The sequence below is a fragment of the Streptococcus oralis genome, from assembly GCF_026782375.1.
In the GTDB taxonomy this organism is placed as follows: domain Bacteria; phylum Bacillota; class Bacilli; order Lactobacillales; family Streptococcaceae; genus Streptococcus; species Streptococcus oralis_CL.
The window spans coordinates 371,591-391,575 of the sequence record NZ_JAKUWJ010000001.1 but is presented as its reverse complement, the minus strand read 5'-3'; the positions used below and the strand labels follow the sequence as shown (position 1 = coordinate 391,575).

Genomic DNA, 19,985 nt, shown 5'->3' with positions numbered 1-19,985 from the left:
TAGAAAAAGGAGGCATGGCCTCCTCATCTGATTATTTGCTGTTTCGTGCTTCTTCCAAAATCTTTGCAATTTTTGTCGTCAAAAGGTCGATAGCGACGGTATTGCTGACTCCCTCAGGAATGACGATATCGGCATAACGCTTGGTCGGTTCGATAAACTGGTGGTACATAGGTTTGACCACACCCAAATACTGATCAATAACGCTATCCAAGCTACGACCACGCTCCTCCATATCACGCTTGATACGACGAATAATGCGCACATCATCATCTGTATCCACAAAAATCTTGATATCCATCAAATCGCGCAGACGCTTGTCCTCCAAGACCAGAATCCCCTCAACGATAAAGACATCCTGAGGCTCCTGACGATAGGTCTTGCTACTCCGTGTATGCTCTGTATAGTCATAAGTTGGAATATCCACTGGACGTCCTGCCAACAATTCCTTAATCTGCTCGATCATCAAGTCTGTATCAAAGGCAAATGGATGGTCGTAGTTAGTTTTCACACGCTCTTCAAAGGTCAAATGAGACTGATCCTTGTAGTATGAATCATGCTCAATCATGGAAATCTTTTCATCAGGAAAATGCGATAAAATGGCTTTTGAAACACTGGTCTTACCACCACCAGAACCACCTGTCACTCCGATAATGATTGGTCTATTTTGCATGCTATCCTCCGTTTTTTAATCCGTCGTCTATTCTATCACATTATTAGCCAAATTTATAGTCTGATTTTGATAGACTATGGCTAACAATTCCATCCCCACACTCCAGTTTGACTAGCATAGAACTTTCCTTGGCTTGTAGAGATTGCCCCGTTTTTCTAGAATTGCTAGCAATTTATCATCTTCAAAGGCAGCCAATTCTTTGTCCGTTTGGTCTAGCTCGATAAAACGACCAAAGCGAACTTCTGTAGCCTCTTCTGGAGTTAGGAAAACTTTGACAAGATCCCCTGTTCCAATCTCTAAGGGATAAAGAAAATCCAGTTGCCCTGCCTCCACTTTTGCAGCAATTTCGTCCAAGGTAAGAGCATCTACCAGTTGTAAACCTGCAGCACTCGTCCGTATCAAATGGGACATATGAGCTGCATAGCCCAGCTTCTCTCCCAAGTCAACAGACAAGGTACGGATATAGGTTCCCTTACTGCATTTTACACGAAAAGTAAAGCGTGCAAGATTGTTTTCATAAGAGATGGGACTGGTCCGCTCAAAATGATAAATGGTTACCTGACGTTCTGGACGCTCCACCTCCTGACCAGCACGCGCATACTCATAGAGCTTGCGACCATCAACCTTGACAGCCGAATACATAGGTGGAATCTGAGTAATAGGCCCAGTCAGGCTCACAATCGCTTCATCGACAATGGTTTCATCCAAGGGCGACAAAACAGGGGTCTCTGCGACCACTTCCCCACTGGCATCCTCGGTCGTCGTTGAATAGCCGATAGTAATCTCCCCCTCGTAGACCTTGCCCTCATCCTGCATAAACTCGACCATGCGGGTTGCCTTGCCCACCGCAATAGGTAAAACACCCACCACATCCGGATCTAAGGTCCCACCATGACCAATTTTCTTAGTTCCCAAAATCTTACGCAGTTTAAAAACCGCATCATGCGAGGTCATCCCCGCTTCTTTTCTTAAGTTGATAATACCGTTCATGTGTTGCTTTCTACTCCCCTTTCAGTGCTTCAAATTTCGCTTTCATTGTTGGATTCTTCCGAGTCAATTTTTTAACGGAAACATCTTCCAGCTTGTTATTTGCAAGGCGGAGTTGGTTTTCAGATGTGGTTAGGAACTTTTTGACCTCTTCCATCCGTTTGATGGCCTTATCGATTTCATCGATGGCTTTACCAAAGTTGGTCGAAGCGGAGTTGTAGTTCTTGGCAAAAGCCTGTTTAAAGGCATCCAAGTCTTCTTCAAAATGGGTGATATCGATATTTTGCTCGCGAACCAAGGCCAACTCCTGCTTGTACTTGAGGGAATTAAGCGCCGCATTACGCAAGAGCCCAATCAACTGAATAAAGAATTGAGGACGGACCACATACATCTTTTCATACTCGTGGCTGACATCAACAATCCCTGTATTAAAGTAGTCGTTATCTGCTTCTAGCATGGTCACCAGAACCGCATATTCGCAGTTTTTCTCCCGACGGTCCTTGTCCAATTCCTTGTAAAAATCCGAGTTCTTGTGCTTTTTCTCTGTTCCATCCGCTTCATTTTTCATTTCAAACATGATGGAAATAATTTCCACTCCATTTTCATCACATTCACGGAAGATAAAGTCGCCTTTAGATCCACGCGCAGAGAGCTTGTTATCCTTCTCAAAGTAGGCATTTGGAAAGGCAAAACTTCGAACCTTATTGAACTCACTCTCTGCATACTGTTCCAAACTTTCACCGATAGCTTTTGTAGATTGTTGGGCCTTGAAATTCTTGTAAAATTCGACTTGTTCACTTGCTGCTTTAAGCTGAGCTTCATAATTTTGCTTAACAGAAGCCAAAGACAACTCATTTTCCTTTTCTTGCAAGAGGAGCTGATTTTTGACCTGATCACGCTCTCTTTCTAAATCAGAGAGAGTCTTTTGCAGTTGGTTTTCATGCTCTAAACGCAAGGTAGCCAATTGGTTTTCCAAGGCCTGTACTTCCTTGTCCTTTGCCAATAAAGCCTGATGACTTGTCTGTTCAACTTCTTTCTTGGCCAACTCTTTCTCTGTATCAAAGTTTTGGATTTGACTCTGCAGTTGCGCAATTTCTTGATCTTTTTGAGCCAGTTTAGTCTGTTGTTCATTCATAGCCTTTTGCTCAGCCAAGGCCAGCTCCTGCTTCATGCGATCGTGTAATTCCTTATCAAACTCGGCAGTTCTCACTTGGGATAAAAGTTCGGCATACTGACTCTCATTTACTGTAAAGACTTCCCTACAGTTGGGACATTTGATTTCGTTCATAACTTTCCTCTTTCTAGACTTCTGTAACCATTATATCATGCCTGAGGGAAAATCAAAAACAGCGAGTCGAAACCCACTGTTTATATCTGTTACTTTAAATTTTTTCCAAGGCCAAGCGCAAATCTTCAATCAAATCCTCTACATTTTCAAGACCGATAGACAAGCGGATTTGGTTTGGTGTTACACCTGCTGCTTCTAGATCTTTTTCTGACAACTGACCGTGAGTGGTTGTCTCAGGATGGACAACAAGAGATTTGGCATCTGCCACGTTTGCAAGGTCAGAGAAGATTTCCAAATTATCAATTACCTTGCGAGCTTCTGCCTCTCCACCTTTAACATGGAAGGTAAAGATTGAACCAACACCTTTTGGCAAATATTTCTCAGCCAAGGCATGATAAGGACTGTCAGCTAGTTTTGGATAATTTACCTTCTCTACCTTAGGATGGTTGACAAGGAAATCAACAATTTTCTCTGCATTTTGCACATGACGTTCAACACGAAGAGAGAGAGTTTCAAGCCCTTGGAGCAAGAGAAAGGCATTAAATGGCGACAAGGCAGCACCTGTATCACGGAGCAATTGAACACGAACAGCGATAATAAAGGCTGCAGCACCCACGTCACGAGTATAGCTCAAGTTATGGTAGCTTGGGTCTTCCTCAATAAATTGAGGGAATTTTCCTGATGCTTCCCAATCAAAACGACCGCTATCGACAATCACTCCTCCAATAGTCGTACCATGTCCACCGATAAACTTAGTTGCTGAGTGAATGGAAATATCTACACCGTGAGAGAAGACGTTAATCAAATATGGTGTGGCAAAGGTGTTGTCCGAAACGAGAGGAATCTGGTGTTTATGCGCAATCTCAGCCAATTTTTCCAAGTCAGGAATGTTAATTAAGGGATTCCCCAAGGTTTCAATCAAGACAAGTTTGGTATTGTCACCGATAGCTGCTTCTACTTCCTCCAAATTATCCACATCGACAAAGGTAGTTGTGATCCCATAACGAGGAAGGGTTTCTTTCAAGAGATTGAAGGTTCCGCCGTAAATTGTTGAGGCTGCTACCACATGGTCACCCGCATGAGCAAGGGCAAGAATTGTATAAGTAAGCGCAGCCATACCAGATGCTGTCGCTAGCGCTCCAACACCACCTTCAAGGGCAGCGATTCTTTCCTCAAAGGCTGCTGTTGTGGGATTGGTGATACGAGTATAGATATTGCCTGGTTTTCTCAAGGCAAATAAATCAGCACCTTCCTGTGTGTCATCAAAAACGAAGGATGTTGTTTGATAAATCGGTACTGCACGAGACTTAGTTGCTGGATCAACTACTTGCCCAGCATGTAATTGTAGAGTTTCAAATTTAAAATCACGAGTCATAAGACGGCCTCCAAATAGCTTCATTAGGTATATTGTATCATCTTGGGTTAGCCTTTTCCAATACAGTTTTTCTATATTTTGATATAAGGAACAACTATGACTAGTCATACACATCAAACAAAAAAGCACGATTAGCTCGTGCTCATTTCTTTAATCGACATAAGTATCTTCGTTTTTATTGAGGAAGGCGTATGGCAAGCCCATCAAGAGACCTCCTCCGATAAAGTTTCCGACAAAGGTTACACCCCAGTGACGAAGAATATTAGGTATGTCAAAATTAGCAATGGAATCTGCTGCAACACTAAACTTAACAATCGCAAAAGAAGCAAAGTTCGCAGCAATGTGTTCGTTTGTTAAGAATACAAACATGTAAATTGCTGATAAGACAAGCCAAAGTTTGGCCCCACCATCTTTCACCAAAACAAATGAAAGAATGGCAATGTTTACAAAGATATTGGCTAAAATACCTTCAAGTAAGACTAGCTCATTGGAACGGCCTAACTTCATCTCTACAACTCCTGAAATGAAGCTATCATGTGTTAGATTTGCATAGGCTGCTGAGTGGGCAAAACCCCAACCTGCTATCAAAGCTCCGATGAGGTTGAAGAAGGTACAGTAAAGTAGAATCTCAGCTGTTTTTCTCCAAGAAATTTTCTTCAAAAAACTGCCCGCGGTTAGGAACATCATGTTTGAAGTGACCAATTCAGCATTCAAGAAAACAATGTAGGCCAATCCCCAAGCAAAAACAAATGGGAAGAGAAAACGTCCACTACCTGGAGCTATCTTATTAATCAAGTCAGCCCCAACTGCACCGGCAGCCGTACTAAATGTTAGAAAGGCACCTGCAAACATGGAACGAATCGCATACTTAAACTTACTTTGGCTATAAAGACTTTCTTTCTTCTTGCAAGCAAATTCAATCTTTGAAATAAATTCTGAAGAGACCATAAAAAAAACTCCTAAACTTTTATTTGTGATAATTATAACATAATTCTTGTTTTCTAGAAAGCGTTTTCTGTAAAATTCTAAAATATTTATCATAAACCTTCTTATCCTTTTTTATAAGAACTATTTTGATCCTATTTGTTGACATAAAAAACCAGTGAAATAGCACTTCACTGGTTCATTCATTCTTAATAACGTTGTCTATACGGTTGATTAAAGGCCTTCAAAATATCCTCAGAAGTCTCAGAATAAGCTTTTGATTCTTTAAAGATTCCTTTGACGATTATACGCTCGGTCGCATTATAATCAACACAGGTAACCAAAGTAATCTCCTTTACGCCGTCACGATCTTCGATTTCATCTACACGGTCTGGTGTAACACGTTTAACTTCTGTAATTTCATAAGTATAAACTTTATCCTTATCCGTCAGGTAAATTTTCATACCTGCTTTGGCATTGACCAAAGGTGAGAAGAGCATCTGGCTAGCATTTTCAGCAGTAAAGATATGGTGACTAGCTAGAGAATAGTTGCCTTCTCCCATTTTTTGATCGGGTTTCATGGTCCCTGCTCCGTAGAACAAGTTTACATTATCCAAACCTTTGAAAATAGGCAGGTTGATTTCTACTTCAGGAATAGCAATCCCACCGATAACTGGAAGCTTTTGGGCATCCCATTGAGAAGCAAGAACAGCTTCAGATGAAATAGACTTAACAGAGTCAAAATCAAAATTTCCTTCTGATTTTAGGTTTTCATCTATATTTTCTTTAGTAACCTGATTGACTTGATATTTATTGGTATTCCAGACCAAAAAGAGGTCACGAATCTTAGAATTAAAAATCAAAGCTAAGGAAAGAAGAATCAAGAAACCGGCTAGAATATTGATAAATAGATTTCTACGCTTATTCTTCTTATTTTTCGTTTTTCTACGAGACATTATGCTTCACCTTCTGTTTCAATTTCAGTTCCAACTTCTTCTTTTTCTGCCGCAGCAACCGTTGTAAAGGTCACAATCTTGGCATCTTGGTCTAGACGCATCACCTTAACTCCCATAGTTGAGCGTCCAGTTTGTGAAATATTGGCAACGTTTGTTCGAATCATGACCCCTGTATCCGTGATAATCATCAGGTCTTCATCACCTTTAACAGTGAGGAGGCCTGCAAGAGGACCATTCTTCTCAGCAACATTGGCAGTCTTCATTCCTTTACCACCACGGCCTTTAGTTGGATATTCAGTAGCAAGGGTACGCTTACCATAACCTTTTTCAGTGATGATAAGGACCTCATCCTGGTCAGTAATAACACTTGCGCCAACTACTGTATCTCCTTCACGAAGATTGACTCCTCGGACACCTGTCGCGATACGGCTCATGCCACGAACAGCTGACTGATTAAAGCGAACAGAATAACCAAACTTGGTTCCAATAATGATATCGGTATCTTCTTCTGTCAGCAAGACATTGATCAACTCATCCTCATCCTTGAGATTCAAGGCCTTAAGTCCATTTTGACGAATATTTGCAAATTCTTTGACACTGGTTCTCTTCACGACACCGTGACGAGTTGTGAAGAAGAGATAAGCATCATCACTACGTTCAGAATCAACATTGATGATGGTCTGAATGCTTTCGCTTTCGTCCAACTTCAAAAGATTGACAACTGGCAAGCCCTTAGCGGTACGACCATATTCTGGGATTTCATAACCTTTTAGTCGGTATACGCGTCCTTTATTGGTAAAGAAGAGCAGATGATCATGAGTGCTAGTTGAAACCAATTCACGCACAAAATCATCATCCTTAACCCCAGTACCTTGAACCCCACGGCCACCACGTTTTTGGGCAGTGAACTCACCTTGGTCCAGACGTTTGATGTAGCCCTTGTTCGAAAGGGTAATCAAGACATCCGTCTCCTCAATCAAGTCTTCGTCCTCAAGTGTCAAGACTTCTCCGACCATCAACTCGGTACGACGTTTGTCACCAAACTTGCGTTTGACTTCATCTAACTCGTCTTTGATGATTTGCGCCACACGTTCTGGTTTGGCAAGAATATCTGCCAAATCTGCAATTAAGGCGATCAATTCATCATATTCAGACTGAATCTTATCACGTTCCAATCCTGTCAAACGACGAAGACGCATATCAAGGATTGCCTGACTTTGACGCTCTGAAAGCTTAAACTTGCTCATCAACTCAGCTTGTGCTTCGGCATCTGTTTCACTTGCACGGATAATACGAATCACTTCGTCGATATGATCTAGCGCAATTAGAAGACCTTCTAAGATGTGAGCACGCGCTTCTGCTTTTTCCTTGTCAAAACGTGTACGACGCACAACCACTTCTTTTTGGTGCTCGATATAAGCATCCAAAATTTGATGAAGGGACAAGATTTTTGGCACACCATTTTCAATCGCCAACATGTTGAAACCAAAGTTGGTTTGCATCTGGGTCATCTTGAAGAGGTTGTTAAGGATAACGTTGGCAGACGCGTCGCGTTTAACCTCGATTACAAAGCGGACGCCTTCACGGTTGGACTCATCACGTACGGCTGTAATGCCCTCAATTCGTTTTTCCTGAACCAAGCGAACAATATGCTCATGTACCTTGGTTTTGTTGACCATGTATGGAAATTCCGTTACAACGATTCGTTCACGGCCAGTCTTAGTGGTTTCAATCTCTGTACGAGAACGAAGAACAATGGAGCCTTTACCAGTTTCATAGGCCTTATGAATACCTGATTTCCCCATAACAAGGGCACCAGTTGGAAAATCTGGACCAGGCAAGACTTCCATCAAGTCCTTAGTAGTCACATCTGGATTGTCCATAACTAGCTTAACGGCATCAATCGTTTCACCTAGGTTGTGAGGAGGAATGTTGGTAGCCATCCCTACGGCAATCCCAGTTGCCCCATTGACCAAAAGGTTTGGAAAACGAGCTGGCAAGACCAAGGGTTCACGCTCATTGGCGTCGTAGTTGTCTACGAAATCAACTGTGTTTTTATTGATATCACGAAGCATTTCCAGAGCAATCTTGCTCATACGTGCCTCAGTATAACGCTGGGCGGCAGCACCATCCCCGTCCATAGAACCAAAGTTTCCATGCCCATCAACGAGCATGTAACGATAGCTCCACCACTGGGCCATACGAACCATAGCCTCGTAAATAGACGAGTCTCCGTGAGGGTGGTATTTACCCATAACATCTCCTGTAATACGAGCTGATTTTTTATGGGGTTTATCTGGAGTAACACCTAGTTCATTCATTCCGTAAAGAATACGACGGTGAACTGGTTTTAAGCCATCTCGAACATCAGGAAGAGCACGCGCTACGATAACACTCATGGCGTAGTCGATAAAGCTGGTCTTCATCTCCTTTGTCAGATTAACATTCACTAAGTTTTTATCCTGCATTAATAAATGCCTCATTTCACAATTAGTAACTAGATATATTATACCATAAAGTGTAGATCATTTCAGTTTTTGGAAATCACTAAAACGTTTACATCAAGAACAAGAAGGCATTTCCGTGACAAAGCTTTTTAAAAGTGATAGAATGAAAATATCTGGGGAATTCCCTAAAAAAATTGAAGGAGATGTTTAGAAAATGACTTCTACTAAACAACACAAAAAAGTGATCCTTGTCGGTGACGGTGCCGTAGGTTCATCTTATGCTTTCGCGCTTGTTACCCAAGGAATTGCACAAGAGCTTGGAATCATTGAAATTCCTCAATTGTTTGAAAAAGCGGTTGGTGACGCAGAAGACCTTAGCCATGCCCTTGCCTTCACTTCACCTAAAAAAATCTACGCTGCAAAATACGAAGACTGTGCTGACGCTGACCTTGTAGTTATCACTGCTGGTGCTCCTCAAAAACCAGGTGAAACTCGTCTTGACCTTGTAGGTAAAAACCTTGCAATCAACAAATCAATCGTTGAGCAAGTTGTTGCTTCTGGTTTCGATGGTATCTTCCTTGTAGCAGCTAACCCAGTTGACGTTTTGACTTACTCAACTTGGAAATTCTCTGGATTCCCTAAAGAACGCGTTATCGGTTCTGGTACTTCTCTTGACTCAGCTCGTTTCCGTCAAGCTCTTGCTGAAACAATCGGTGTTGACGCTCGTTCAGTCCATGCCTACATCATGGGTGAACACGGTGACTCAGAATTCGCTGTTTGGTCTCACGCTAACGTTGCCGGTGTTAAATTGGAACACTGGTTGCAAGCTAACCGTGACTTGAATGAAGCTGACCTTGTTGAACTCTTCATCTCAGTTCGTGATGCAGCTTACTCAATCATCAACAAGAAAGGCGCTACATACTACGGTATCGCAGTTGCCCTTGCTCGTATCACTCGTGCTATCCTTGACGATGAAAATGCGGTGCTTCCACTTTCTGTATTCCAAGAAGGTCAATACGGTGTTGAAAACGTCTTTATCGGTCAACCTGCTATCGTTGGTGCACACGGTATCGTTCGTCCAGTAAACATCCCATTGAACGACGCTGAAACACAAAAAATGCAAGCATCTGCAAAAGAATTGCAAGCAATTATTAATGAAGCGTGGAAAAACCCTGAATTCCAAGCAGCTTCTAAAAACTAATGAAAAGAAGGTTCTCATCCATGGGAACCTTTTTCTTTTTTCTTTTTGCCCCAAAAATACCCCAAAGCAACAAAAAAAGCCTATCGACCAAGCTAGAAAGCTTGATACAATAGGCTTATTAAAGTGTCATTATTTAACAGCGTCTTTAAGAGCTTTACCAGCTTTGAATGCTGGAACTTTAGAAGCTGCGATCTTGATTTCTTTACCAGTTTGTGGGTTGCGACCTTTACGTGCAGCACGCTCACGAACTTCAAAGTTACCAAAACCGATCAATTGAACTTTTTCACCAGCTGCAAGGTATTCAGTTACTGCTGCGAATACAGCGTCAACTGCTGCTGCTGAATCTTTCTTAGTCAATTCTGTAGCTTCTGCTACTTTAGCGATCAAATCTTGTTTGTTTGCCATGTTAATAAATCCTCCAAATAATTTCTAATTAACAAATATAATCATATCCTAAAATTGGCTATAGGTCAAGTCAAAAACACTATTTCTAACGATTTTTCTCTATTTTTTTAGGAATTGTAACGAATTAGAATAGCCCAGGCATTTTCTCCCGTATGTGTTTGAATAATAGACCCTGTTTCCAATACAGAGATTGGTTTTTCTACATAAGTTTGCAACAAGTTCTTCATCTCATTTGCCCATTCATTCGTACCTGCATACGAAATTCCAATCTCAGCCACTGATTGATGTGAGAGCGTCTCAGTCAACTCGTCGAGCCATTTTTTGAAGGTCTTAGCACCTCGTCCCTTAACGATAGGCTGGAGTTCATGATTCTTCATCTGCATCACAACTCGGATGTTCAACAGAGAGCTTAATAATCCTGTCACACGTCCGATACGTCCGCCCTTAACTAGATTTTCTAATGTTGAAACACCGATATAGAGTTCAGTATGATTCTTAACGTCTTCTACATGAGCTAGGATGGTTTCTAAATCTTTCCCTTCTTGGGCAAGTTTAGCTGCTTCAACTACTTGAAACTTCATAGCTTGGTCTGTAAAAGAACTATCAATAACCGTCACATCAGCAGTTGAGAGACTCGCTCCTTGACGAGCAGCTTCAACAGTTCCTGACAAGGCATGGGACATGTGAATCGCCAGAATCTGACTACCGTCTTTACCTAGTTCTTCGAAAACCTCAGCAAACACTCCCACTGGAGGCTGACTGGTTTTCGGCAGATTCTTACTTTGTTGCATAAGATGAAGGAACTCCCCTTCTTTCAAATCTGCGTCTGAATAAAGCACACTATCAATCATAACGGATAGCGGCACAACCGTAATATTTAACTCTTTTACTACTTCTGGTTCGATGGTAACAGAAGAATCTGTTACAATTTTTACTTGTGTCATAATTTCAATCTTTCTATTCTTTTCAATAAGATAGGGATTTATCACTTTTATTATATCAAAATTTTGTTAAAAAATCATAAGAGATCCAATTAAAACGCTTGAAAATTTGGTATAATCTATCTATAGAAAAAGCGAGGGAGAATCATGATCCGAAAAGTTCAGCCTATTATCACTATCATACTAGGGGCAGCTATTTATGCCTTTGGTCTCACCTACTTTGTAGTTCCCTATCATCTATTTGAGGGTGGTGCGACAGGTATTACACTCATTACCTTCTACCTCTTTAAAATTCCAGTCTCACTGATGAACCTCTTGATCAATATTCCTTTATTTATCCTTGCCTGGAAAATATTTGGTCCTAAAACTCTCTACACCAGTCTCTTGGGAACTATCTCCCTCTCGGTCTGGCTTGCTGTCTTTGAAAAAATTCCTTTACAGTTTGACCTACAAGGGGATCTCATTATCGTTTCGCTAGTTTCTGGTGTTTTACTGGGAGTCGGTTTAGGAGTTATTTTTAATGCTGGTGGGACTACTGGTGGTTCAGATATTGTTGCCCGTATCCTCAATAAATACACCAATATCTCAATTGGTAAATTGCTCTTTGGGATTGACTTTTTTATCCTAATGTTGATTTTAATCATCTTCCAAGATCTTCGTCTCGTTACCTATACTCTCTTGTTTGACTTTATCATCGCTCGTGTTATCGACTTGATCGGTGAAGGGGGCTATGCTGGTAAAGGATTTATGATTATCACTCAGTATCCTGAGCAATTAGCTGATAAAATCAACGAAGAACTAGGACGTGGCGTGACCTATATCTCTGGTCAAGGCTACTACAGTAAGAAAGATTTGAAAATCATTTATTGTATCGTCGGTCGAAATGAAATCGTTAAAATGAAGGATATGATTCACCATATAGACCCTCAAGCCTTTATTACCATCACTGAAGCCCATGAGATTCTTGGGGAAGGATTTACCTACATAAAAGAATAAAACAAAATCGCTGGGAAATCCCAGCTTTTATTTTTGTTTAGAAAGTGTAGAATGACGATAGCCATAAGAAAAGTAAATCACTAGTCCAACCAACAAAGCAAGTCCAAAGGCAATCCATGTTTCCTTGGTATATTGAAGCATAAAGGAAAGACAGATAAGAATGGAAAGGATTGGCAAAAGCGGCACTAAAGGAGTTTTGAACTCTCCTTCTTTTGGCATCCCCTTATCTTTTCTGAGTTTGATAATGCCATAGGCAAGTAAGATGAGATAGGCTAGTGTACAGATATTTAGAAAGGCTGCAATGCTTGCCAAGGGGAAAATGCCCGCAGCTATGGCTGAAGCAATCCCTGTTAAGATGGTTGCATTCTTTGGAGCTCGGCTGCTTTTGCTTAGTTGTTTGAAGCTTTGAGGCAAAAGTCCATCACGTGCTAAGCTATAAATCATTCGAGAAAGAGCGTAGGTCATTGAAATACATACAGTAATCAAGGTTAAAATGGCTACAAGCGAAACATAGTTGGCTGCCCAGCCAATCCCAATACTACGCAATGAGAAGGCTACTGCATCGTCCACATTGAGTTGGCTATAATGAACAACCCCAGTCAATACTAAGGTTACCAAAGCATAGAGAATAGTGACGATTGACAGAGAAAGGACAATTCCTAGAGGAACATTCTTTTGCGGACTTTGAATTTCATCAACTGCCATGGAAATTGACTCAAAACCGAGAAAACCAAAGAACATCAAAGAGGCTCCTGCCATAATCCCAGTACTTCCGCCATAAAGCTGACCAAAGCCAAAGGGGGCAAAATTTGACCAATTTTCAGGTTTGATGTGCCAAATCCCAACTAGGATGAACAGGGCGAGAGCAGAGAATTTCAAGACCACTAGAAGCGAATTAAAGCGCAAGGCTGCCTTGGAATTCAATAAAACTAGTCCTGTTACCAAAGCAAGCACTAAAATAGGTAAAAGGTCGATATAGGTACCTTGTTCGGGGTTAAAAGTACCATTTAAGGCTTGGGGCATGGAGATACCGTAATTACTGAGTAAGCCCTTAAAGTAAGCTGCCCAGCCAGATGCAACACCCGATATGGCCGTCATGAATTCCATGATGGTCAACCAACCGGCAATCCAGGCTGGAAATTCTCCTAAGATCGCATAGAGATAACTATAAGCACCTCCTGTTGCAGGCACACGAGAGGCAAATTCTGCAAAAAAGAGGGCTGATAAAGAAACGCATAGGGCAGAAATCACAATGGAAACAACTAGAGATGGACCAGCCAATGTAGCAGCTGCTGTTCCTGTAATGGTGAAAATCCCTGTCCCTACCATGGCACCAATTCCTAGTAAAATCAAATCCCATAATTTCAAATGGCGACGCATTTCCGTTCGTCCCAGACTAACATCCTTGGTTCTAAAAATATTCATACTTCATCTCCACTAAATGTAATTGTTTTATTTTACCACATAAAAGCATTTTTGTGAATATTTATTAGGTTCTTTTTTGAAAAAAATTCTGAACAGGCAGACTTCCTGTTCAGATTTTGCATTTTTATCCGCTGATTCTTTCAATTTGTTACTGATCAAGCGAGTAGGCTCAACAGTATACTCCATTGAAAGTTTTTGGGGATTTGGGATTTTTTAAACTTCAAAGTAAGGGAACGGACGGTCACTATCTAAAGGACGGTTTGGAACTTCTTGTTCCAAAATAGCACGCCAACCTGATACCAATTCTTCAAAAGTCAGTTGTGCTTCTGGAGAAGCTGTTGTCAGCTTTCGACCAAACCAAGCCATGGTGGCAGTTTCAAACTGAAGCATAGCGTACTCAATAACTGGAACCTTCGCTTCTTCATAATTTTCATTTACTGCACGCGCTACTTCTGCCGCTTGTGGAAGGAGTTGATTGCTGATTTTATCGACAACAGTCGCATCTATCTCTCTCCATGAAAGAAGTTGACCATTTACCTGATAAAAGAGCTCAAAGGTTTCTTGATTTTCCTTAAAATTGGTAAGAACAAAAGCACGTTCCACTGCCTCTGGACCACCAACAGCCTTGACAGCGTTTATCAAGAGGTTTTGTTCCATTTGTCGCCAATAATCATCTGCTTCTTCTGCTAAATCATTTATAAACGGTGGAACAATTTCCTCGGCAGGAATTGCACCTTTATTCGCTTTTTCGACATTGCCAAATAATTTTTTTAAGAATCCCATTTACTTCTCCTTTTGGGTTTTAACCGACTGAACCTTCCATTTCATAGCTAATCAAGCGGTTCAGCTCAACTGCGTATTCCATTGGAAGTTCTTTAGTGAATGGTTCGACAAATCCCATGACAATCATCTCGGTTGCCTCAGATTCTGACAATCCACGGCTCATGAGGTAATAGAGTTGTTCTTCTGAAATCTTAGATACCTTGGCTTCGTGCTCCAATGCAACTTGCGAGTTATGAATTTCATTAAATGGAATGGTATCAGATGCTGACAAGTCATCCATGATAATGGTATCACACTCGATGTGAGAAACAGATTTCTTAGAGTTCTTGTTAAAGGTTACTTGTCCACGGTAGTCCACCTTTCCTCCACCTTTAGCGATGGATTTAGAAACGATAGACGAGCTTGTGTGTGGAGCGTTGTGGATCATCTTGGCACCCGTGTCTTGGTGTTGACCAGCATTGGCAAAGGCGATCGAAAGCATGGTACCACGCGCCCCTTCTCCATCTAGATAAACAGATGGATATTTCATAGTTGTTTTGGCACCCAAGTTCCCATCAATCCACTCAACAGTAGCATCTTTTTGAGCTTTAGCACGTTTTGTAACCAAGTTATAGACGTTATCAGACCAGTTTTGGATGGTTGTATAGCGCATGTAAGCTCCATCCAAAGCAAAGATTTCTACAATGGCAGCGTGCAAGCTGTTGCTTGAATATGTTGGTGCTGTACATCCTTCTACGTAATGGACGCTTGCTCCTTCATCAACAATAATCAAGGTACGTTCGAACTGACCTGTATTTTCGTTGTTGATACGGAAGTAAGTTTGAAGTGGAATATCTACCTTGACACCTTTTGGCACGTAGATAAAGGTTCCACCAGACCATACTGCTGAGTTGAGGGCTGCCAACTTGTTATCTGTCGGCGGTACCAACTTCGCAAAGTATTGTTTAAACAAGTCTGGGTATTCCTTGAGGGCAGAATCTGTATCTGTAAAGATAATTCCTAACTTCTCAAACTCTTCCTTCATGTTGTGGTAAACCACTTCTGACTCGTACTGGGCAGAGGCACCTGCTAGATAAGCACGTTCAGCTTCTGGAATCCCGATACGTTCAAAGGTCTCTTTAATTTTTTCAGGAACTTCATCCCAAGAACGGGCTGGTTTGTCAGATGGTTTTTGGTAGTAGATCAAATCATCAAAGTCAATCTCTGACAAGTCTGCTCCCCAGGTTTGCATAGGCATTTTTTTGAAGGTTTCATAAGACTTCAAACGGAATTCTAACATCCACTCAGGCTCACCCTTGGCAGCTGATAATTCGCGAATGACTTCTTCGTTCAATCCTTTTCCTGTCGATAGGACAGGCTCTACATCGTCATGGAAACCAAATTTATATTCACCAAGATCAATTGGTTTTGGTTCTACTCTTTCTTCAGCCATAATATCCTTTCTTTCATTCTTCATTTCTACTGATTCATAAGACAAAAGAAACTTGTCTTACTGTTTTTCTTGATTTTCAATTGTTTTCTTAAGGGCATTCCAAGCTAGGGTTGCACACTTGATTCGTTGAGGGAACTTAGCAACTCCTGATAAGAAGGCTGCATCTCCAAGCTCGTCTTGACGTTCATCTTTTTGTCCTTGGACCATTTCTGAAAAAATAGTTGCTAATTCTAAAATCTCTTGCTTTGTTTTACCTAAAACTGCATCCGTCATCATACTAGCAGAGGCAGTTGAGATAGTACAACCCGAGTTTAGAAAAGCGATATCTTCCAAACGATCGGTTGCATCAAACTTGACAGAGAGGTTGATGACATCCCCACAGGTTGGATTGTTGAGACTGATTTGCTCAGCGTCTTCTAACTTCCCTTGGTGATGTGGATTTTTCGAATGGTCTGCTACCACTGCCATATAAAGGCTATCTAGTTTAGAAAGTGCCATTGAAAAACTCCTTTGTCTTTTGTAAGGCATCGACTAGTTTGTCGCAATCTGCCTTGGTATTGTAGATATAAAAACTTGCGCGAGCAGTTGCTGGGACGTCCAAATACTGGAGCAAGGGTTGGGCACAATGATGGCCCGCACGAACGGCTACTCCCTCATAATCCAAAGCAGTCGCTAGGTCATGAGGATGGAGATCACCTAGGTTAAAGGCAATAACACCCGAACGTTGAGCCAGATCCTGAGAACCATAAATAGACAGTCCCTCAATTGCCTGAAGTTTTGGATAGACGTAGGCAATCAATTCTTGTTCATGGGCTTCAATAGCATCCATGCCAATCTTTTCTAGATAATCCACTGCAGCAGCTAGTCCAATTGCCCCAGCCATATTAGGAGTACCAGCCTCGAATTTCCAAGGCAATTCCTTCCAACTAGCAGATTGCTCATAGACAAAATCAATCATCTCGCCGCCAAATTCTACTGGTGACATTTGCTCCAGATACTTTTCTTTACCGTAAAGGACACCAATACCAGTTGGACCAGCCATCTTATGACCTGAAAAGGCAAAGAAGTCCACATCCAAGTCCTGAACATCAATCTTCATATGAGGCGTAGATTGAGCACCATCCACCACCATGATAGCTCCAACTTGGTGAGCCATTTGTGTGATTTCTTTGATCGGATTAACCACTCCAAGAACGTTTGATGCGTGAGCTAGTGAAACAAACTTGACCTTGTCAGTCAATTTAGAACGCAAGTCATCCATATCCAGAGCTCCATCCTTGAGATAGACATAGACAAGCTCCGCTCCAGTCTTGCGACAGGCTTCCTGCCAAGGAATGATATTGGAATGGTGTTCCATGACGGAAATCAAGACCTGGTCTCCCTCAGTCAACACTTCCTCAGCATAACGTGCTACCCAGTTAAGACTGGTTGTCGTTCCTCTAGTAAAGAGAACTTCCTTTGTCGAACCAGCATTGATAAACTGACCAATGGTTTCACGAGCAGCTTCATAAGATGCTGTCGCACGCTCTGCCAAAGTATGAACCCCACGGTGAACATTGGCATTGTCCTCCTCATAGTAGCGGTTGATTGTTTCAAGAACTGCTAGTGGTTTTTGTGTCGTCGCAGCATTGTCCAGATAGACCAGAGGTTCATCGTTGACAATCTGGTCTAAAATTGGAAAATCCTTGCGAATCGCTTCTACATCTAACATAGGCTTCCCCTTAGCGTTTTGACAATTTTTCTTCGATGGTTGCAATCATTTCATCACGAACTTCCTTGACTGGAATCTCTACGATAACGGATCCAAGGAAGCCACGAACAACCAAACGTTCTGCAGTTGCCTTGTCCAAGCCACGGCTCATAAGGTAGTACATATCTTCTGGATCCACTTGTCCGATAGAAGCCGCGTGACCTGCAGTAACGTCATTTTCGTCAATCAAAAGAATTGGGTTGGCATCTGAGCGTGCTTGGTCTGAAAGCATGAGAACACGACTCTCTTGTTGCGCATCTGCTCCCTTAGCGCCTTTGATGATATGACCGATACCGTTGAAGGTCAAAGTTGCTTTTTCAAGGATAACCCCATGTTGGAGGATATTTCCGATAGAGTTGCACCCGTAGTTGGTTACACGAGTGTCAATCCCTTGCACCTGACGACCACTTGAAAGAGCTACGACTTTAAGGTCAGCATGGCTACCATTTCCAATCAAGTCACTATCAAAGTCCGCAACGACGTTTCCTTCGTTCATAACACCGATTGCCCAGTCAATGCTTGCATCGTTTCCTAGTTTGCCACGGCGGCTAATGTAGGCAGTGATATTTTCACCTAAACGGTCAATAGCAGCAAATTTTACTTGCGCACCAGAACGAGCAATCACTTCAACTGTGATATTGGCAGTTGCTTTTGCACTACCTCCACCTCGTGACTCTAGACGTTCAAGATAGCTTAATTTAGAGTTTTTACCAGCAATAATCAGGATATGCTTGTTAAATGGCACATCGCTATCGCTGTCTTGGTAGAAAATACCTTCAATTGGTTCAGCAATCTCAACATTATCAGGAATGTAGAGAACAGCACCACTGTTAAAGTAAGCTGTGTGGTAGGCTGCTAATTTATCATCGTCATATTTAACAGATGACATGAAGAATTCCTCAATAAGCTCTGGAATTTCTTCTAAAGCTGAGTGGAAGTCTGTAAAAACAACCCCTTGTTCTGCCAACTCAACTGGAATTTGTTCAAAAACTGTTTGAGTTCCTACTTGAACCAACTTCAAATGATTGTCTAGAGCTGTGAAGTCAGGAACATTTGCTGATGGTTCGCTTTCTGTAATGGTTCCATCTCCCAGATTCCAACGGTGAAATTTCACACGCTCGATAACTGGTAATTCCAAACTCTCAATCTTATCAAAAGCTTTTTGACGGAGTTCGGACAACCAGCTTGGTTCAGCGTGTATTTCTGAAAAAAGTTTAATAGTTTCTTTAGTCATTTACTTCTCCTAAAAGATACGAGGGAATTACAATTCTTCCTTGTAGTCATAGCCAAGTTCTTCAGCTAATTTTGCGTATCCTTCACGTTCCAAACGGGCAGCCAATTCTGGGCCACCAGAAAGAACAACACGACCTTCCATCATCACGTGTACCACGTCTGGTGTGATGTAGTTCAAGAGACGTTGGTAGTGAGTGATGATCATGGCACCAAAGCCTTCACCACGCATAGCATTCACACCTTTCGATACAACTTTAAGGGCATCAATATCAAGACCTGAGTCAATCTCATCCAAAAGGGCAAATGTAGGTTCCAACATCAAGAGTTGAAGAATTTCATTACGTTTTTTCTCACCACCAGAGAAGCCTTCGTTGAGGTAACGCTCTGCCATTTCTTCTTTCATGTTAAGCAATTCCATTTTCTCGTCTAGTTTAGTGATAAACTCACGAACTGAAATCTTTTCATCATCTTCTTTTCCAGCATTCATAGCTGCACGCAGAAACTCAGCATTGGTAATTCCTGGAATTTCAGACGGGTATTGCATAGCAAGGAAAAGTCCCATACGCGCACGCTCGTCCACTTCCAACTCAAGGATATTTACGCCATCAAAAAAGACCTCACCTTTGGTGACTTCATAATTGGGGTTTCCCATAATAGCTGCTGAAAGAGTCGATTTACCCGTACCATTTGGTCCCATGATAGCTGCGATTTCTCCTGTTTTCAGAGTCAGATTGACTCCTTTCAAAATTTCTTTTCCTTCAATCTCAACGTGAAGATCTTTGATCTCTAATACTGACATAATAGTTCCTTTCTTTTTCAAACATTTTGCTCAATACTTTAGGAAATTGCTTACAATCCCTAAAAAATAGGACAAAAGGTCAATAAATATACTCTACTAGTATAACAAAAAAAAGCCTAAAAGGCTTTGATTTTGTCTAGAAGCTGGGGGGCTAATCCTTGCGGTTTAGGTGCTGATCAATAGCGTCTACAATTTTTCCCATCAGGTAACTTAACCTAAAGTTTCGAAAGAGTAAAATCGCCCAAAAAGCTGCCATAACATAGCGACCAGTCATCAAGGATTCATTGAAAAAATAAGTCTCAGCTGCCGTGAATAACGCTATTATGATAAATTGTTGTCTATTCATAGGATTATTGTATCATGAAATCCACTT

At 41.5% G+C, this 19,985-nt stretch carries 19 protein-coding genes; 2 read left to right on the top strand and 17 right to left on the bottom strand.

The window, feature by feature from the left end; translation table 11 throughout:
• Positions 1–31: 31 nt before the first annotated feature.
• The 7 genes from udk to gyrA form a co-directional block, all read right to left on the bottom strand.
• Positions 32–670 carry a uridine kinase gene (gene udk / locus MK409_RS01875; RefSeq protein WP_268705134.1) on the bottom strand — a complete coding sequence of 213 codons (639 nt, stop codon included), beginning with the start codon at positions 668–670 and terminating at the stop codon, positions 32–34.
• A gap of 111 nt (positions 671–781) precedes the next feature.
• Complete coding sequence (gene truB, locus MK409_RS01870; RefSeq protein WP_268705133.1) at positions 782–1,660, bottom strand: tRNA pseudouridine(55) synthase TruB; 879 nt, start codon at positions 1,658–1,660, stop codon at positions 782–784.
• Between the two features lie 10 nt (positions 1,661–1,670).
• Complete coding sequence (locus tag MK409_RS01865; protein ID WP_268705132.1) at positions 1,671–2,945, bottom strand: DUF2130 domain-containing protein; 1,275 nt, start codon at positions 2,943–2,945, stop codon at positions 1,671–1,673.
• Positions 2,946–3,039: 94 nt separating this feature from the next.
• A complete protein-coding gene (locus MK409_RS01860; RefSeq protein ID WP_268705619.1) occupies positions 3,040–4,320 on the bottom strand; it encodes an O-acetylhomoserine aminocarboxypropyltransferase/cysteine synthase family protein in 1,281 nt (426 codons plus the stop codon).
• 150 nt (positions 4,321–4,470) lie between these two features.
• Positions 4,471–5,268 (bottom strand): formate/nitrite transporter family protein, encoded by a 798-nt coding sequence (locus tag MK409_RS01855; protein ID WP_049478154.1) that lies wholly within the window; start codon positions 5,266–5,268, stop codon positions 4,471–4,473.
• Positions 5,269–5,453: 185 nt separating this feature from the next.
• On the bottom strand, positions 5,454–6,200 hold the full coding sequence (locus MK409_RS01850) for a class A sortase (protein ID WP_268705131.1): 747 nt from the start codon (positions 6,198–6,200) through the stop codon (positions 5,454–5,456).
• Complete coding sequence (gene gyrA / locus MK409_RS01845; RefSeq protein ID WP_268705618.1) at positions 6,200–8,668, bottom strand: DNA gyrase subunit A; 2,469 nt, start codon at positions 8,666–8,668, stop codon at positions 6,200–6,202. Before gyrA ends, MK409_RS01850 begins: the two co-directional genes overlap by 1 nt.
• Before the next feature lie 193 nt (positions 8,669–8,861).
• Between gyrA and MK409_RS01840 the strand changes: the two genes are divergently transcribed.
• On the top strand, positions 8,862–9,848 hold the full coding sequence (locus MK409_RS01840) for an L-lactate dehydrogenase (RefSeq protein WP_000204734.1): 987 nt from the start codon (positions 8,862–8,864) through the stop codon (positions 9,846–9,848).
• A gap of 129 nt (positions 9,849–9,977) precedes the next feature.
• Here MK409_RS01840 and MK409_RS01835 read toward each other — a convergent pair whose 3' ends face one another.
• Together MK409_RS01835 and MK409_RS01830 are read right to left on the bottom strand one after the other, a co-directional pair.
• Positions 9,978–10,253 (bottom strand): HU family DNA-binding protein, encoded by a 276-nt coding sequence (locus tag MK409_RS01835; RefSeq protein WP_001284636.1) that lies wholly within the window; start codon positions 10,251–10,253, stop codon positions 9,978–9,980.
• A gap of 107 nt (positions 10,254–10,360) precedes the next feature.
• Entirely contained in the window at positions 10,361–11,197 is an 837-nt protein-coding gene (locus MK409_RS01830) for a DegV family protein (RefSeq protein ID WP_061406999.1), read from the bottom strand.
• 144 nt (positions 11,198–11,341) lie between these two features.
• On the opposite strand from MK409_RS01830, the gene MK409_RS01825 reads away from it, so the two are divergent.
• The gene (locus tag MK409_RS01825; RefSeq protein ID WP_096406913.1) at positions 11,342–12,190 is read left to right on the top strand and encodes a YitT family protein; all 849 of its coding nucleotides are present in this window, start codon (positions 11,342–11,344) and stop codon (positions 12,188–12,190) included.
• 27 nt (positions 12,191–12,217) lie between these two features.
• Here the strand turns inward: MK409_RS01825 and MK409_RS01820 are convergent, their stop codons facing one another.
• The 8 genes from MK409_RS01820 to MK409_RS01785 all read right to left on the bottom strand — a co-directional run bounded on the left by MK409_RS01820 (position 12,218) and on the right by MK409_RS01785 (position 19,958).
• Positions 12,218–13,615, bottom strand: a complete 1,398-nt coding sequence (locus tag MK409_RS01820) for an APC family permease (RefSeq protein WP_268705130.1) — start codon at positions 13,613–13,615, stop codon at positions 12,218–12,220.
• Positions 13,616–13,828: 213 nt separating this feature from the next.
• On the bottom strand, positions 13,829–14,398 hold the full coding sequence (locus tag MK409_RS01815; protein WP_268705129.1) for a hypothetical protein: 570 nt from the start codon (positions 14,396–14,398) through the stop codon (positions 13,829–13,831).
• 19 nt (positions 14,399–14,417) lie between these two features.
• Complete coding sequence (sufB, locus tag MK409_RS01810; protein ID WP_061427556.1) at positions 14,418–15,830, bottom strand: Fe-S cluster assembly protein SufB; 1,413 nt, start codon at positions 15,828–15,830, stop codon at positions 14,418–14,420.
• 57 nt (positions 15,831–15,887) lie between these two features.
• The gene (gene sufU, locus MK409_RS01805; protein ID WP_268705128.1) at positions 15,888–16,328 is read right to left on the bottom strand and encodes a Fe-S cluster assembly sulfur transfer protein SufU; all 441 of its coding nucleotides are present in this window, start codon (positions 16,326–16,328) and stop codon (positions 15,888–15,890) included.
• On the bottom strand, positions 16,315–17,541 hold the full coding sequence (locus MK409_RS01800; RefSeq protein ID WP_268705127.1) for a cysteine desulfurase: 1,227 nt from the start codon (positions 17,539–17,541) through the stop codon (positions 16,315–16,317). Before MK409_RS01800 ends, sufU begins: the two co-directional genes overlap by 14 nt.
• A gap of 10 nt (positions 17,542–17,551) precedes the next feature.
• On the bottom strand, positions 17,552–18,814 hold the full coding sequence (sufD, locus tag MK409_RS01795) for a Fe-S cluster assembly protein SufD (protein WP_268705126.1): 1,263 nt from the start codon (positions 18,812–18,814) through the stop codon (positions 17,552–17,554).
• 27 nt (positions 18,815–18,841) lie between these two features.
• Positions 18,842–19,612 (bottom strand): Fe-S cluster assembly ATPase SufC, encoded by a 771-nt coding sequence (sufC, locus tag MK409_RS01790; protein ID WP_268705125.1) that lies wholly within the window; start codon positions 19,610–19,612, stop codon positions 18,842–18,844.
• A 151-nt stretch (positions 19,613–19,763) separates the two neighbouring features.
• Positions 19,764–19,958, bottom strand: coding sequence for a DUF3272 family protein (locus MK409_RS01785; protein WP_001081604.1), 195 nt, complete (start codon positions 19,956–19,958; stop codon positions 19,764–19,766).
• Positions 19,959–19,985: the final 27 nt, after the last annotated feature.